The sequence below is a fragment of the Pseudomonas botevensis genome, from assembly GCF_019145475.1.
In the GTDB taxonomy this organism is placed as follows: domain Bacteria; phylum Pseudomonadota; class Gammaproteobacteria; order Pseudomonadales; family Pseudomonadaceae; genus Aquipseudomonas; species Aquipseudomonas botevensis.
Genome location: NZ_JAHTKI010000011.1, coordinates 214515 through 228140 on the forward strand (window position 1 = coordinate 214515; position 13626 = coordinate 228140).

Below are 13626 nucleotides of genomic sequence, written 5' to 3' on the forward strand. Positions count from 1 at the left end.
ATTTGCGAAGGATACTAAAGTGGCGCCGATTGTCACTGGCCGGCGCCAACGTTCACTCTAGACTCAAATAAGCTACCCGCCGAACAACTTGCCATCAGAACAATAACCACAGAGATCGCGGTCGTGGAAAACATCAAGCAGTTCAACAGCTTCGCCGAGTTCTATCCGTTCTACCTGGGCGAACACCGCAACAGCACCTGCCGGCGTCTGCATTTCGTCGGAACGACACTGGTGATTTTCATTCTTGCGATGACCGTCGCAAAAGGCGCCTGGCTGCTGTTGCTGGCCCTGCCGCTGGCCGGTTACAGCTTTGCCTGGATCGGGCATTTCTTCTTCGAGAAAAACCGCCCGGCCACGTTCCAGCATCCGTTCTACAGCCTGCTCGGCGATTTCGTCATGTACCGCGACATGATCCTCGGTCGCGTGGCGTTCTGAACAAGGGGTCTGCCGATGAATGCCAATGCGCGCTTCACCCATATGAAGGACGGCACCCAGGAAGACTGGGCGATCATCGCCGCAGATTTCAGTGCCTACGCCCGCCAGTTGCCGTCGCGGATCGTCGCGCACCTGAAACTGCTCGAAGGCGACTTTGGCGGTTTCCCGGTGGATCGTCTGACCCATTCCCTGCAAACCGCGACCCGCGCCCATCGCGACGGGCGTGACGAGGAGTACGTGGTCTGTGCCTTGCTGCACGACATCGGCGACACCCTAGGCACCTATAACCACCCGGACATCGCGGCGGCGATCCTCAAACCGTTCGTCAGCGCCGAAAACCTGTGGATGGTGGAAAAGCACGGGATCTTCCAGGGCTATTACTTCTTTCATCACCTGGGCATGGATCGGCATCTGCGCGAGCAATTCAGCAGCCATCCGCAGTATCTGGCGACGGTGGAATTCTGTGCCAGATACGATGCGGCGGCGTTCGACCCGGATTATGAAAGTCTGCCGCTGAGCTTCTTCGAACCGATGCTGGAACGGTTGTTCGCCCAGCCGAAGAACTCGATCTACAAGGCGGCGATGGAAGAACACGCCCCGGTGTGAAATCGACACGTGTCACAGGTTGTGGGAGCAGACCTGCTCCCACAGGCAGTTGCTACGCCAGCTCGGCCACTTTGGCGGCTTTCAGTTGGGCCTCGCGCGCTTGGGCATCCGCCAGGCGATACAGCTCGATCGTGCCGTCCCAATGCTCGATCAGCGCCGTACACGACTCCACCCAATCACCGCAGTTGAGGTAATCCACCTCGCCGACCTTGCGAATCTCGGCATGGTGAATGTGCCCGCAGACCACGCCATGCAGCTCGCGCTTGACGCACTCGTGGGCGATGGCTTCTTCGAAGTCGCTGATGAAACTCACCGCCGTCTTTACCTTGTGCTTGAGATAAGCCGACAGCGACCAATAGCCGTAGCCGTACTTCGCCCGCCAGTGGTTGAGCCAGCGGTTGAGGGTCAGGGTGAATTCGTAGGCGGAGTCGCCGAGAAACGCCAGCCAGCGGTGATAACGGGTGATCACGTCGAACTGGTCGCCGTGGATCACCAGCAGGTGCCGGCCATCTGCGGTGACGTGGACCGCTTCGTCGACCAACTGAATGTTGCCCAGGATCAGCTTCGAATAGCGCCGCAGGAATTCGTCGTGGTTGCCGGTGACGTAGATCACCTCGGTGCCGCGCTTGCTCATGGTCAGCAGGCGGCGGATCACATTGGTGTGCGCCTGCGGCCAGTACATGCCGCCGCGCAGTTTCCAGCCGTCGATGATGTCGCCGACCAGATAGATCTTGTCGGCATGGTAGCCCTTGAGGAACTGCGACAGATGCTCGGCCTGGCAATCCCGGGTGCCGAGGTGCACGTCGGAGATCCACAAGGTGCGCACCCGTTGTTTGCGACTGGGTTTGGCGAGCTCGGCGCTGGTCATGGACAACCCTCTGCGATGTTTTCGCCAGCTTGCGCGAGCCCGGTTAATCGACCATGACAGGTTCGCGTCAGTCGTGTGACAGCACGATCCGAGCAGCGGCCGTGTAGACTGGCGGCTCGCCCGGAGATTCGCCATGCACCCGATCCTGTCCCTGCGCCACTACACACACGATCTGATCGCCCACAGCCACGACCACCCGCAACTGGTGTTCGGCCTGTCGGGTGCGCTGGATTTCGAGGTCGATGGCTATGGCAGCCAGGTACGCCAGCAGAGTTTCGTGGTGGTGCCCGCCGGTGCCCATCATGCCTGCGGCAGCATCGATGGCAGCCGTTGCCTGGTGCTGGATGTGCCCGGTGATTCATGGGTGACGCAATCGCTCGGCGCACATGCCGACGCCAGCCGCCGCTTGCTCGACAGCGCGGCGCGCCGCTCGCTGGATGCCGGGCAAAGCCAGTTGGTCAACTGGCTGGCGAGCAGCCCGGTGGACGATCCGCTGATCGCCCGCCAAGGCGCGGTGTTGCTGCTGGCGAGCCTGAACAACACCAACCCCGTGGCACTCGCGGGCCGACGCCTGCCCTACGCGGCACTCGACGCGCACATCGAGCAATACGCCGCCTACCCGTTGCAAGTCGCCGATCTGGCCCGCGTCGCCGGTCTTTCCAGTGCTCGTCTGCATGCGCGGTTCATCGCCGAATGCGGGCAGACGCCGATGGATTACCTGCGCAACCGCCGACTGCAAATGGCCGTGAAACTGCTGCGCGACACGCCCTTGCCGATTGGGGAAATCGCCAGTCGGGTCGGCTACAGTTCGCAGAGTGCGTTTTCAGCGGCGGTGTTGCGCGAATTCGGCGCCTCCCCCGGCCAGTTGCGCCGCGAGTCCGGCGCTAAAACGCGCTAGCCTGGCGACAGACTTTTTGCGCCGTTTCACGCTTCAATGGGCGTGAAACCGTACTCAAACCAAGGATCGCAATGACTCCCCGTACCGCCCTCGGCGCCCTGCATATCGGTGCCTTGATGTTCGGCCTGACCGGCGTCTTCGGCAAACTTGCGGCGGCGACGCCCGCCGTCATCGTGTTCGGCCGCGCCGCGTTCGCCGTCCTCGCCCTGGCGTTTTTCGCCCGTTTCGCCCGTGGCCAGGGCTGGCAGAAACTCCAGGCCGTGGATTGGCGGCGTCTGCTGCTCAGCGGCGTGTTGCTGGCCGGGCATTGGGTGAGTTTCTTCATCTCGGTCAAGGTCGCCGGCGTGGCCATCGCAACGCTGGGGTTCGCCAGTTTCCCGGCTTTCACGGTGATCCTCGAAGGATTGATTTTCCGCGAACGCATCCGCGCCAATGAAATCATTCTGGTGACATTGGTGACGGTGGGTCTGGTGCTGGTGACCCCGGCGTTCGATCTGGGCAGCGGCGCCACCACCGGGCTGCTTTGGGCGATCCTTTCCGGGCTGCTGTTTTCCCTGCTGTCGCTGACCAACCGCGCCAGCTCCGGGCGCATTCCGGCGGTGCAGGCCGCGCTGTGTCAGAACGTGGTGGTCGCGCTGTGTCTGTTGCCGGTGGCGGCGCCACAACTGAGTGAAGTGCGCGCCATCGACTGGTTGTGGATCGGCCTGCTCGGGGTGTTCTGCACCGGTGTCGCCCACAGCCTGTTCGTCGCCAGCCTGGCGGTGATCAAGGCGCGTACCGCCGCCGTGGTGTTCGCTCTGGAGCCGGTCTACGGCATCACCGTCGCCTGGCTGCTGTTCGATGAAAACCCGACCCTGCGCATGTTGATCGGCGGCGCGCTGATCATCGTCGCCATCGTGGTGTCGAGCCAGATGTCAGGCGGCTCCGACAAAAAAGCCGTGGCCGCCGAAGCGGCCTCTCACTGAGTACGGTCGTTGTGCCCGAGGTCGCGATCAGGATCGATCCGGTCGCGCACCCGTTGCTTGAGCACCTTGGCCTCGGGGAAACCGCCGTCGGCCTTGCGCTCCCAGATCTGCACCTCGTCGCACGTAATCCGGAACACCCCGCCGGTGCCCGGCACCAGTGACACTTTGCCGAGGTCGTCACCGAAGGTGCTGAGCAGTTCCTGCGCCAGCCACGCGGCGCGCAGCAGCCACTGGCATTGAGTGCAATAGGTGATGACGATTTCCGCTTTGGTGGCAGTCATGTTCGCTGAAACTCCTGAGGCAGAGGGGCGCCGCTATAATAGCCGGCTTTATCGCTCGCCCCGAGACTCACGATGCGTCGCCTTCTGCTCTGCCTGCTTGTTTTCCTCCCGTTGTTTTCCGGCGTCAGCGCCCAGGCCAGCGAAGCGCCGCGCCCGAAGGTCGGCCTGGTGCTGTCCGGCGGTGCCGCCCGTGGCCTGGCGCACATCGGCGTGCTCAAGGCGCTGGAAGAACAAGGCATCAAGATCGATGCGATCGCCGGCACCAGCATGGGCGCCGTCGTCGGTGGGCTGTACGCCTCGGGCTACAAGATCGATGAGCTGGAAAAACTCGCCCTGAGCATCGACTGGCAGCAGGCGCTGTCCGACGCGCCACCCCGTGAGGACGTGCCGTTCCGACGCAAACAGGACGACCGCGACTTTCTGGTGAAACAGAAACTGAGCTTTCGCGACGACGGCAGCCTCGGCCTGCCGCTGGGGGTGATTCAGGGCCAGAACCTCGCGCTGCTGCTGGAAAGCCTGTTGGCCCACACCAGCGATACCCGTGACTTCGACAAGCTGCCGATCCCCTTCCGGGCCGTGACCACCGACATCGCCAATGGCGAAAAAGTGGTATTCCGCAAAGGGCATCTGCCGCAGGTGATCCGCGCCAGCATGTCGATCCCGGCGGTGTTCGCGCCGGTCGAGCTGGACGGCAAATTGCTGGTGGATGGCGGCATGACCGACAACATCCCCCTCGACGTGGCCCGGGAAATGGGGGTCGACGTCGCCATCGTGGTCGACATCGGCACGCCGCTGCGCAATCGCAAGCAACTGGTGACCGTGGTCGATGTGCTGAACCAGTCGATCACCCTGATGACCCGGCGCAACTCTGAAGAACAACTGGCGGCGCTGCATCCCGATGACGTACTGATTCAGCCACCGCTGGCGAGTTTCGGCGCCACCGATTTCGGCTGCGCCCAGGAAATGATCGACGCCGGCTACCGCGCCGCCAAAGTCCTCGATGCGCGCCTGGCCCGTTTGAAGCCAGCGGTGTCCCAGGACGCCGAACTCAATGCCGCCCGCGCTCCGGGCCAGCGCACGCCGATCATTACCGCGATCAGGGTCGAGAACGACTCGAAAGTCGATGACGACGTCATCCGCTATTACATCCGCCAGCCCATCGGCGAGCCACTGGACCTGGGCCGTCTGCACTCGGACATGGGCACCCTGTACGGCCTCGATTACTTCGAGCAAGTGCAATACCGCGTGGTTCACAAGGGGCAGGATCACACCCTGGTCATCAGCGCCCGGGGAAAACGCAGTGGCACCGATTATTTGCGGGTCGGCCTGAACCTGTCGGACGACATGCGCGGCGACAGCGCCTTCAACCTCGGCGCCAGTTACCGGGTCAACGGCATCAACCGCCTCGGCGCGGAATGGCTGACCCGCGCGCAGATCGGTGACCGACAAGAGTTGTACAGCGAGTTCTATCAGCCGCTGGACGTCGGCTCACGCTACTTCATCGCGCCGTCCGTGGTGTTCCAGGCGCAGAACGTCGATGCGGTGCTCGACAACGATCCGATCGCGCAATATCGCGTCGAGCGCTACGGGCTGGCCCTGAATGTCGGGCGGCAGATCGGCAACAACGGTGAGGTGCGCTTCGGCGTCGGCGAGGCCTGGGGCAAGGCCGATGTGCGGATTGGCGATCAGGATCTACCCAGCGAGCGCTTCAAGGAGGGCTTCTATTCGCTGAAATATTCCTATGACTCGCTAGATAACGTTTATTACCCGCACGAAGGCAAGGACATCAGCCTGACCCTGCTGCAATTCGAACCGAGCCTGGGGTCGGACAACCGCTACCAGCAATGGGAATTCAAACTGGACAAGGCCATGAGCAGTGGCCCGGACACCCTGATTCTGGGCGGACGCTACGGCCGCACGCTGAATGACGCCAACGTGGTGACTTCAAGCTTCCTGCTCGGCGGCGCCCGGCAGTTGTCCGGTTTCCGCGAAGATGCGATCTCCGGGCAAAACGTCAGCCTGATGCGCGCCGTGTACTACCGCCGCCTGACCCCGCGTGCCTACCTGCCACTGGACTTCCCGCTGTATGCCGGCGCTTCGCTGGAGCGCGGACGGGCATGGAACAACGACAATGAATTCGACAGCGGCTACATCAATGCCGCCAGTGTGTTTATCGGCTTCGACACGCCACTGGGGCCGCTGAACTTCAGTTATGGCTTGAATGATGCGAGTGAACAGGCGGTTTATCTGAACCTGGGGCAGACCTTCTGAGGCAGAGCGGATTTCTGCGGTGACGATCAGTCCGTCTTCGTGGACAAGCCCACTCACACATTGCCGGCGGTGACCTGTGGGAGTGGGCTTGCCCACGAAGGCGTCAGCACAGTCACCCCGGCAAGATCGGCTGTACCCGGATCAGCGAATCCCCGCCAACAATGTCCGCGCCGTTTGCTTCAGCGGTTCATCAGCCTCCTTGAGCAGCTCGTTGAGCAAGGCTATCGCGCTCTCCAGGTCACCGTCGTCGATGCAGGTCTGGGCCTGTTCGAGTTTGCCGGCATTGGCCGCGTCCTGAGGATCTGGCGCCTGCAAATCCAGCGACTGACCGGGGTCGCCGAACTCATTGAGAAAATCATCATCCAGCGGCTGCGCATCCGGTTCGACAAGCCATTCCAGCTCGGCGGCTTCAGCCTCGTCGTCCGCCGGTTTTTCCGACAGCTCGAAACCCTGCGGCAATACCTGGAGACTGGCGCCGAATGCGCTCTCCCCCAGTTCCGGTTTATCGCTAGGCGGGCGGCTGTCCTCCAGATCCCAGCTGGAATCCATCGATAACGCATTCAGATCCAGCTCGAAATCATCCTCGACCGGCGCGGGTGCAGGCTCGGGCCGGGCCTCGGCCAGCGGCGCCACGGCGGCAACCGGAACCACAGCGGCCAGCGGCGCGGCACTGACCAGTTGCGGATAGCGCGCGCGGATGTCCTGCAACGTCTGCTCCTCGACCCCCAACTGGCGCAGACGGCTTTCCTGTTCGTCATAGGCCGGCGAATCACCCTGCCGCCCCAGCACCTCCAGCAGTTGCACACCGATGTCGGTGCGTTCCGGCTCCTTGTACAAGGCATCGCGCAGCAGACCCGCCGCTTCACCGAGCCTGCCGTAAGCCAGATAAATGCCCACGGCTTCCAGCACATCCCCCGCGACGTGATCCTCACGATGTTCGACGGCAGGATGAACCGCCGCCGGGCGCGCACTCTCGGTGTCATTCACCTCGGGTTCACTGCGCGACGGCAACGCGGCGATCGGCACGGCATGGCCCTGCCCCTGTTGCCGACGACGGATGTACAAGCCCGCAGCCAGCAGGCCCAGCAACACCAGCAACCCGCCGAGCAACGGCCAATTGAGCGAGTCGTCCTCCTCGACTGGCGCGGCGACCGGAGCAGGCACAGACGGTGCCACGACGGCCGCTGGCGGTGGCGGCTGTTGCAGCTCGGCGATGCGTGCCTGCAAGTCGCTCACCTGTTTTTTGCCATCGGCGATCAACACGTCCTGCGCCTGTAATCGCAGGTTCAGTTCATCGACGGTTTTTTGCAGTTGCTGGTTCTGCAACACACTGGCCGCCAGTTGCTCGGCTGCCGCGTCATTGGCCGGCACGGCTGGCGTTGGTGCCGGCGCAGCGGCAGGCCTGCCCTGGGCGCTCGGCGCAGGTGCCTCGGGGACGGGAAATTCAGAGGATTGCGCGCGCGGGTCAGGCTCATCGGTGGCCGGCGTGATACCGGGCGATCCCGGCGGATCGATCAGCACGGTGTACTCGCGCAGCAGGCGACCGTTGGGCTGATTGAGCTGCACCAGAAAATTCAGAAAGGGTTCTTTGACCGGTTTGGCCGAGGTCACCCGGATCATGTTGCGATTGCCGTGCAGGATCGGGGTGAACTTCAGGTCATTGAGAAAAAACACCCGCTCGATCCCGGCCTCGCCGAACTCGTCGGGCGTTGCCAGGCTGACCGACAGGTCGCTTTCGCGCAGACCGCTGACATCCGCCAGGGCGATGTCGGCCTTGAGCGGCTGATTGAGGGCCGAATGGACGGTGATGTCACCCAGCCCCAGCGCCAATGACGCGCTGGACCAGGCCACAACACCGGCCACCAGCAGCGAATGAGCGCAACGCATTACCACGTGCCGACTTCCGAGCATGAGCATCCCTTAAATAAGCAAAACCGACTTCTATGCGTTCGCACATCCGGTACGAACACGATATTGCCCAGTAGTTCTTATAGTCTGCCCAGCGCGATCTCTCAAAAAAACGGCACGAGGTTATGCCTCAAGATTTTTCCAGGTTGGCCAGAATGTGTCCGTGAACGCGCATGCAGACCTTCAAATCCGCCTCATCGACGCCTTCGAACAGCTCATGGCGCAGTTGCGTGGCAATGGTTTCAATCTGTTCGATAAGCGGGAGGGCCGGAGAGCACAGCACGATTTTTTTCGCCCGACGGTCTTCCATCACGGACTGGCGTTGCACCAGTCCCTGGCTTTCCAGGCTGTCGAGCAGACGGGCCAGGGTCGGCCCTTCGACGCCGACGCTTTGCGCCAGCTCCCGCTGGGTCGGCGCTTCGTCGAATCGCGCCAGATGCAGCAGCACCAGCCAGCGGGCCTGGGACAGCCCCAGCCCCGCCAGACGGCGATCCAGTTCGGCACGCCAGCCACGGGACATCTGCGCCAGTTGCATGCCAAAGCGGTGTTGATCGGTTAACGGCATAAAACACTCATGAGTAGACTGAACAAATAGAAAAAAACTAATTATTAGTCAGCTAAGCATGACATTTGGCTATAGGCAAGAGCCGTCCTGTACTGAATCGTTACAACCACCTGACGGTTGTCACATACGCCGTCTTACATTTCAAATTCCGATTGCAGCGCAGCCCGCACGCAGTACAGCACGCCCTCCGGCACCCGGCCCGCAAACAGCTCGGAGACTTCGGCGACAGACGGCAGCTCGCCCTCGCCGTCGAGGAACGCGTCCTGGACTTCACCCATCAGGTCTTCAGGCAGATCCAGCGCCTGTTCCAGCGACAATTGCTGCTTGCCGATGGCCTCGGCGAGCATGCTGTAGACGTTCTTTTCCGAGCACTGCAACTGACCGGCGATCTGCAACGGGGTCATGCCGGCACGAGCCAGGGTGATCAGTTCGTGGCGCACATCGGCGACCACTTTCGGCGTTTCGGCTTCACCGCCGAGCACTTCGAGGAAGGCCTCGCCGTAACGCTCCAGCTTGCGCGCGCCAACGCCGCTGACCCGGGCCATTTCCGCCAGCGAGGTCGGCTGGCTGCGGAGCATTTCCAGCAATGTCGAGTCGGGGAAGATGACGTACGGCGGCACGCCGTGTTCTTCCGCCAGTTTGCGCCGCAGGGCGCGCAGGGCTTCCCACTGTTCGCGCTCCTCGCCGCGCACCAGTTGGCTGGCCTGGCTCTTGCTGCCGCTTTTGGCAGTGACTTGCGGCTTGAGGTCGCGGCGCAGCTCCAGGGTCACTTCGCCCTTGAGCAGCGGCCGGCAGGTGTCGCTCAGGCGCAGGCCGCCGTAGCCTTCGTGATCGACATCAGCCAGGCCACGGGCCACCAGTTGGCGGAACAGCGAACGCCATTCGCTCTCCCCCAGCGCCTTGCCGACGCCGTACACCGACAGGTGCTGATGGCCGAAACTGCGGACTTTCTCGTTGTCCTTGCCCAGCAGTACATCGACCAGATGACCGACGCCATAGCGCTGGCCGGTGCGGAAAATCGCCGACAGCGCCTGACGAGCCGGCTCGGTGGCGTCCCAGGTCTGCACGCCATCGACGCAGTTGTCGCAATGGCCGCAAGGCTCGGGCAGATCTTCGTCGAAGTAGGCCAGCAGCGCCTGACGGCGGCAGCGGGTTTCTTCGCAGAGCGAGAGCATCGCGTCGAGCTTGTGCTGCTCCAGACGCTTGTGGCGCTCGTCGCCCTCGGAGTTCTGCAGCATCTGCTTGAGCATCACCACGTCTTGCAGGCCGTAGGCCATCCAGGCGTCCGCCGGCAGGCCGTCACGACCGCCACGTCCGGTTTCCTGGTAATAGGCCTCAAGGGACTTCGGCAGATCGAGGTGCGCGACAAAGCGCACGTTGGGCTTGTCGATGCCCATGCCGAACGCCACGGTGGCAACCATGATCAGGCCTTCCTCGTTGAGGAAACGCTTCTGGTGAAAGGCGCGCAGATCATTGGGCAGGCCGGCGTGGTAAGGCAGCGCCGGGAAGCCCTGCTCGCTGAGAAACGCCGCGACCTCCTCGACCTTCTTGCGCGACAGGCAATAGACGATGCCGGCATCGCTGCGCCGCTCGGCGAGGAACGCCAGCAACTGCTTGCGTGGCTGCTCCTTGGGCACGATGCGGTAGAAGATGTTCGGCCGGTCGAAACTCGACAGGAAACGCTCGGCGTTCTGCAAATGCAGGCGGGTGACGATTTCTTCGCGGGTGCGCTTGTCGGCGGTGGCGGTCAGGGCGATGCGCGGCACGTCGGGGAACATCTCCGCCAACTGCCCCAGTTGCAGGTATTCCGGACGGAAGTCGTGGCCCCATTGCGATACGCAGTGGGCTTCGTCGATGGCGAACAAAGCGATGTTCAGCCCTTGCAGGAACGCCAGCATGCGCGGCTGCACCAGGCGCTCGGGGGCCAGATAGAGCATTTTCACTTCGCCGCGCTTGATCCGGGCGGCGAGGTCGCGTTGTTGCTCGGCGCTCAACGTGGAGTTCAGCGCGGCGGCGGCCACCCCGAGTTCTTCAAGGGTCGCGACCTGGTCGTCCATCAGCGCGATCAACGGCGACACCACCACCGCCAGGCCCTCGCGCAGCAGTGCCGGCACCTGGAAGCACAGGGACTTGCCGCCGCCGGTCGGCATCAGGACAAGGGCATCACCGCCACTGGCCACGCGCTCAATGATTGCACCCTGGCGGCCACGGAAACTGTCGTAGCCGAAGATGTCCTTGAGGACGCGTTGAGCCTGTTCGAGCATAAAAACTCCAAAAATCCACCGAAACATCCCTGCACAGGCTGGTTCAGGACAGCCGAAGCCGTTTAAACAAAACGTAAGGACGCGTTGCAGGTCGATGCAAGGCGGGCAGGGATCGCAAAACGCGGCAGTATACCCGAGCGTTCCCCCGCACAGGGCGCCGCTGATAAGACGGGGCAACTCCCATGGGTTTTATGCCAGAGCCGGCAATTGGGCCAAATCTGCCAAGCGGCTGGCTTGAGCGGTCAAGAAGGCCTAGAATTCCCGCATTGTTTATTCCCCCAAGGTAGCCCTTTAATGTCCTTCGCCGAGCAACTAACCCGCCTGCAAGTCTTCCTCGACGCCGACGAGCTGCACGAAGAGGCGCTGGACTACGTGGCCGCCCACGGTTTCCTCACCGCGCTGTCGGTCTGCGCCGAAGTCGTGCCGGATCGCGAGTGGATCGACGCCCTGTTCGCCGAAGAGCCGCATTACAGCAGCGAAGCCCAGCGTGAAGAGATCGAAGCCACGCTGATCGGCCTCAAGGCGCACATCGCCCGTCAACTGGCCTCCGACGAAGAATTCGAGCTGCCCTGCGATCTGGATCTGGGCGACGAGCCGGACGACTCCGAACTGCGCGGCTGGTGCATCGGTTTCATGGAAGGCGTGTTCCTGCGCGAAGAAGCCTGGTTCGAAACCGCCGAGGAAGAAGTCAGCGAAATGCTTCTGCCGATCATGGTCGGTTCGGGCCTGTTCGACGAGCAGCCGGAGTTCTCCGACATCGCCGCCGACGCCAACCTGATGGACGACATGATCGTGCAAATCCCGGAAGCCCTGACCGCGCTGTACCTGCTGTGCCACGCGCCAGACGAAAAACCGGCGATCCTCAAGCCTCGTCACCATTAAGATCCGGCCTATGGACAATCCCATAGGCAACCGCCCCCTGATGTTGCGCTACATCCTGCTGGCCATCGGCTGGCTGAGCGTGGCATTGGGGGTGCTCGGGATCTTCCTGCCCGTTTTGCCCACCACCCCTTTCCTCCTGCTGGCGGCAGCCTGTTTCGCCCGCAGCTCTCCGCGTTTCTATCGCTGGCTGGTGGAGCATCCACGGCTTGGCCCGTGGATTCGCGACTACCTCGACGGCAACGGCATCCCGCTCAAGGGCAAGGTCTACGCGATCGGCCTGATGTGGGCGAGCATTCTGTTCTCCTGCTACCTGGTGCCGCTGCCGTGGGCACGAGGGTTCATGCTGACCAGCGCGGTGCTGGTGACGGTGTACATCCTGCGGCAGAAAACCCTGCAAAAACCCTGAGGCGACAACCGACCGCTCGTCGTAAAACCGCCGCCCCCTGTCAGATCTGACAGGTGCCAATTTCGCCCTTTTGACGCTCAATCACTCCGTCATCCTTGATCGGAGTTTCCGTCATGAACACCCCGGCGCCCACCGGCAACACCCCGCTGCTGCTCAAGGAACTCGACATCCCCGGTCGCAGCCCCCAACCGATATCGAGCAACCCCATTGTCTGGGGCATCAACTGGGCCGCCGCGCTGGGTAACTTTCCGCTGCTGGGGTTGCTGTGCCGCGCCGGCCCCTGGTCCACCATGAACGTCGGTGACCGCTTGGTGGTGAACTGGGGCCCCGGCCAGCAGGTGGTGAACAAGACCATCGACAAGGATGAGGTCGATAAAACGCTGACGCTGTTCGTGCCGCCGGGGCGTCTTCTGGATGGCCCGGTCAAGGTGTCCTACGTGGTCACCCGCCTGGGTCAGGTGGCCGAGCCTTCGGAAGTGATGGACGTGCTGGTCAAGCTGACGATTCCCGGTGGTCAAGACACTGATCCGGGACCAGGCCACTCCAACTTCTTCATGTTCCTCCCCAAGGGCACGGTGGAAAACGGCATCGACAAGGACAACGTCGCCGACGGGGTCGATATCACCATCGGTCCGGATCCCGCCTCGGGGCGGCCTTATCTGAATGCGGCGGCGGGTGATGTGGTTCTGGTGAGCTGGGGCGGCGTGTTCGTGCCCGGCCCGCCGCTGACCCAGGATCAGGCGGACGGCAAGGCACCGATCATCATTCATGTCGATGAGGCGACCATTCGCGAAGCCGGCGACTCGGACGGAGTGGCGGTGGCGTTCGAGGTCCATGACAAGGTGTTCAACCGCTCCGAAGACTGGAGTCACGAGCAGCGGGTGCCCGTGGCGATCGACACGACCCGGCCGGCGGCGCCGCTGCTCAAGCAGGCGGTCAGCAACGTGCTGGACCTCGACAAGCTCGGCAATGCCGACGGCATCGCCCAGGTCATGATTCTGGACAACCGGATCGCCGTCGGCGACATCGTCACGGTCAGGGTCAAGGGCGCGACGACGGAGGGGGTGCCGATCGATGAGAAGATGCCCGCCGAGCCGGTGGTCAGTGTGCCGAGCATTCTGGAGATCGATATTCCCAACGCCTTGCTGCGGCGAATGGCCAAGTCGCAACTGATCCTGTCCTATGCCGTGCAGAAGCGCGATGGTTCCCCCGACTTGCAGGCCAGGTCCCAGTTCATCAGCGTCATCGGCGAAGCCCGGCGGCTGCTGGCGCCGAAA

12 protein-coding genes and 1 pseudogene are annotated in these 13626 nt (G+C 62.8%); 8 read left to right on the plus strand and 5 right to left on the minus strand.

The annotated features are described in order from the left end of the window. Window positions 1-123: 123 nt before the first annotated feature. Together KVQ74_RS16660 and KVQ74_RS16665 are read left to right on the plus strand one after the other, a co-directional pair. On the plus strand, window positions 124-435 hold the full coding sequence (locus tag KVQ74_RS16660) for an Mpo1-like protein (protein ID WP_217832261.1): 312 nt from the start codon (window positions 124-126) through the stop codon (window positions 433-435). 15 nt (window positions 436-450) lie between these two features. After that, window positions 451-1041 (plus strand): HD domain-containing protein, encoded by a 591-nt coding sequence (locus tag KVQ74_RS16665; protein ID WP_217832262.1) that lies wholly within the window; start codon window positions 451-453, stop codon window positions 1039-1041. Window positions 1042-1093: 52 nt separating this feature from the next. Here KVQ74_RS16665 and KVQ74_RS16670 read toward each other — a convergent pair whose 3' ends face one another. Next, window positions 1094-1909, minus strand: a complete 816-nt coding sequence (locus KVQ74_RS16670) for a UDP-2,3-diacylglucosamine diphosphatase (RefSeq protein WP_217832263.1) — start codon at window positions 1907-1909, stop codon at window positions 1094-1096. Window positions 1910-2042: 133 nt separating this feature from the next. Between KVQ74_RS16670 and KVQ74_RS16675 the strand changes: the two genes are divergently transcribed. Together KVQ74_RS16675 and KVQ74_RS16680 are read left to right on the plus strand one after the other, a co-directional pair. Beyond that, a complete protein-coding gene (locus KVQ74_RS16675; RefSeq protein WP_217832264.1) occupies window positions 2043-2807 on the plus strand; it encodes a helix-turn-helix transcriptional regulator in 765 nt (254 codons plus the stop codon). A gap of 71 nt (window positions 2808-2878) precedes the next feature. Then, entirely contained in the window at window positions 2879-3772 is an 894-nt protein-coding gene (locus KVQ74_RS16680) for a DMT family transporter (RefSeq protein WP_217832265.1), read from the plus strand. Here the strand turns inward: KVQ74_RS16680 and KVQ74_RS16685 are convergent. Further along, window positions 3766-4053, minus strand: a complete 288-nt coding sequence (locus KVQ74_RS16685) for a SelT/SelW/SelH family protein (protein ID WP_217832266.1) — start codon at window positions 4051-4053, stop codon at window positions 3766-3768. The two genes, KVQ74_RS16680 and KVQ74_RS16685, sit on opposite strands and share 7 nt — an antisense overlap. A gap of 72 nt (window positions 4054-4125) precedes the next feature. Here KVQ74_RS16685 and KVQ74_RS16690 point away from each other — a divergent pair, with 72 nt between their 5' ends. Continuing rightward, window positions 4126-6324 (plus strand): patatin-like phospholipase family protein, encoded by a 2199-nt coding sequence (locus tag KVQ74_RS16690; RefSeq protein ID WP_217832267.1) that lies wholly within the window; start codon window positions 4126-4128, stop codon window positions 6322-6324. Between the two features lie 141 nt (window positions 6325-6465). On the opposite strand, the gene KVQ74_RS16695 is transcribed toward KVQ74_RS16690, so the two are convergent. From KVQ74_RS16695 to recQ, 3 genes are all read right to left on the minus strand, one after another. After that, window positions 6466-8235, minus strand: a complete 1770-nt coding sequence (locus tag KVQ74_RS16695) for a FimV/HubP family polar landmark protein (protein ID WP_217832268.1) — start codon at window positions 8233-8235, stop codon at window positions 6466-6468. A 127-nt stretch (window positions 8236-8362) separates the two neighbouring features. After that, a complete protein-coding gene (locus KVQ74_RS16700; RefSeq protein WP_217832269.1) occupies window positions 8363-8797 on the minus strand; it encodes a MarR family transcriptional regulator in 435 nt (144 codons plus the stop codon). A 134-nt stretch (window positions 8798-8931) separates the two neighbouring features. After that, window positions 8932-11061, minus strand: a complete 2130-nt coding sequence (gene recQ, locus KVQ74_RS16705; RefSeq protein WP_217832270.1) for a DNA helicase RecQ — start codon at window positions 11059-11061, stop codon at window positions 8932-8934. 294 nt (window positions 11062-11355) lie between these two features. On the opposite strand from recQ, the gene KVQ74_RS16710 reads away from it, so the two are divergent. The 3 genes and pseudogenes from KVQ74_RS16710 to KVQ74_RS16720 form a co-directional block, all read left to right on the plus strand. Further along, window positions 11356-11943, plus strand: a complete 588-nt coding sequence (locus tag KVQ74_RS16710) for a YecA/YgfB family protein (protein WP_217832271.1) — start codon at window positions 11356-11358, stop codon at window positions 11941-11943. A 10-nt stretch (window positions 11944-11953) separates the two neighbouring features. Then, window positions 11954-12349: a YbaN family protein gene (locus KVQ74_RS16715; RefSeq protein WP_217832272.1), complete on the plus strand. Its 396-nt coding sequence runs from the start codon at window positions 11954-11956 to the stop codon at window positions 12347-12349. 113 nt (window positions 12350-12462) lie between these two features. Further along, window positions 12463-13626 (plus strand): annotated as a pseudogene (locus tag KVQ74_RS16720) (hypothetical protein); the annotation flags it as partial.

What these genes read in the sequence shown, in the direction of transcription:
- KVQ74_RS16685 (WP_217832266.1), bottom strand. Translation starts at nt 4,053, where the DNA reads ATGACTGCCACCAAAGCGGAAATCGTCATCACCTATTGCACTCAATGC.
- KVQ74_RS16715 (WP_217832272.1), top strand. Translation starts at nt 11,954, where the DNA reads ATGGACAATCCCATAGGCAACCGCCCCCTGATGTTGCGCTACATCCTG.
- KVQ74_RS16680 (WP_217832265.1), top strand. Translation starts at nt 2,879, where the DNA reads ATGACTCCCCGTACCGCCCTCGGCGCCCTGCATATCGGTGCCTTGATG.
- KVQ74_RS16665 (WP_217832262.1), top strand. Translation starts at nt 451, where the DNA reads ATGAATGCCAATGCGCGCTTCACCCATATGAAGGACGGCACCCAGGAA.
- KVQ74_RS16695 (WP_217832268.1), bottom strand. Translation starts at nt 8,235, where the DNA reads ATGCTCGGAAGTCGGCACGTGGTAATGCGTTGCGCTCATTCGCTGCTG.
- KVQ74_RS16690 (WP_217832267.1), top strand. Translation starts at nt 4,126, where the DNA reads ATGCGTCGCCTTCTGCTCTGCCTGCTTGTTTTCCTCCCGTTGTTTTCC.
- KVQ74_RS16700 (WP_217832269.1), bottom strand. Translation starts at nt 8,797, where the DNA reads ATGCCGTTAACCGATCAACACCGCTTTGGCATGCAACTGGCGCAGATG.
- recQ (WP_217832270.1), bottom strand. Translation starts at nt 11,061, where the DNA reads ATGCTCGAACAGGCTCAACGCGTCCTCAAGGACATCTTCGGCTACGAC.
- KVQ74_RS16675 (WP_217832264.1), top strand. Translation starts at nt 2,043, where the DNA reads ATGCACCCGATCCTGTCCCTGCGCCACTACACACACGATCTGATCGCC.
- KVQ74_RS16670 (WP_217832263.1), bottom strand. Translation starts at nt 1,909, where the DNA reads ATGACCAGCGCCGAGCTCGCCAAACCCAGTCGCAAACAACGGGTGCGC.
- KVQ74_RS16710 (WP_217832271.1), top strand. Translation starts at nt 11,356, where the DNA reads ATGTCCTTCGCCGAGCAACTAACCCGCCTGCAAGTCTTCCTCGACGCC.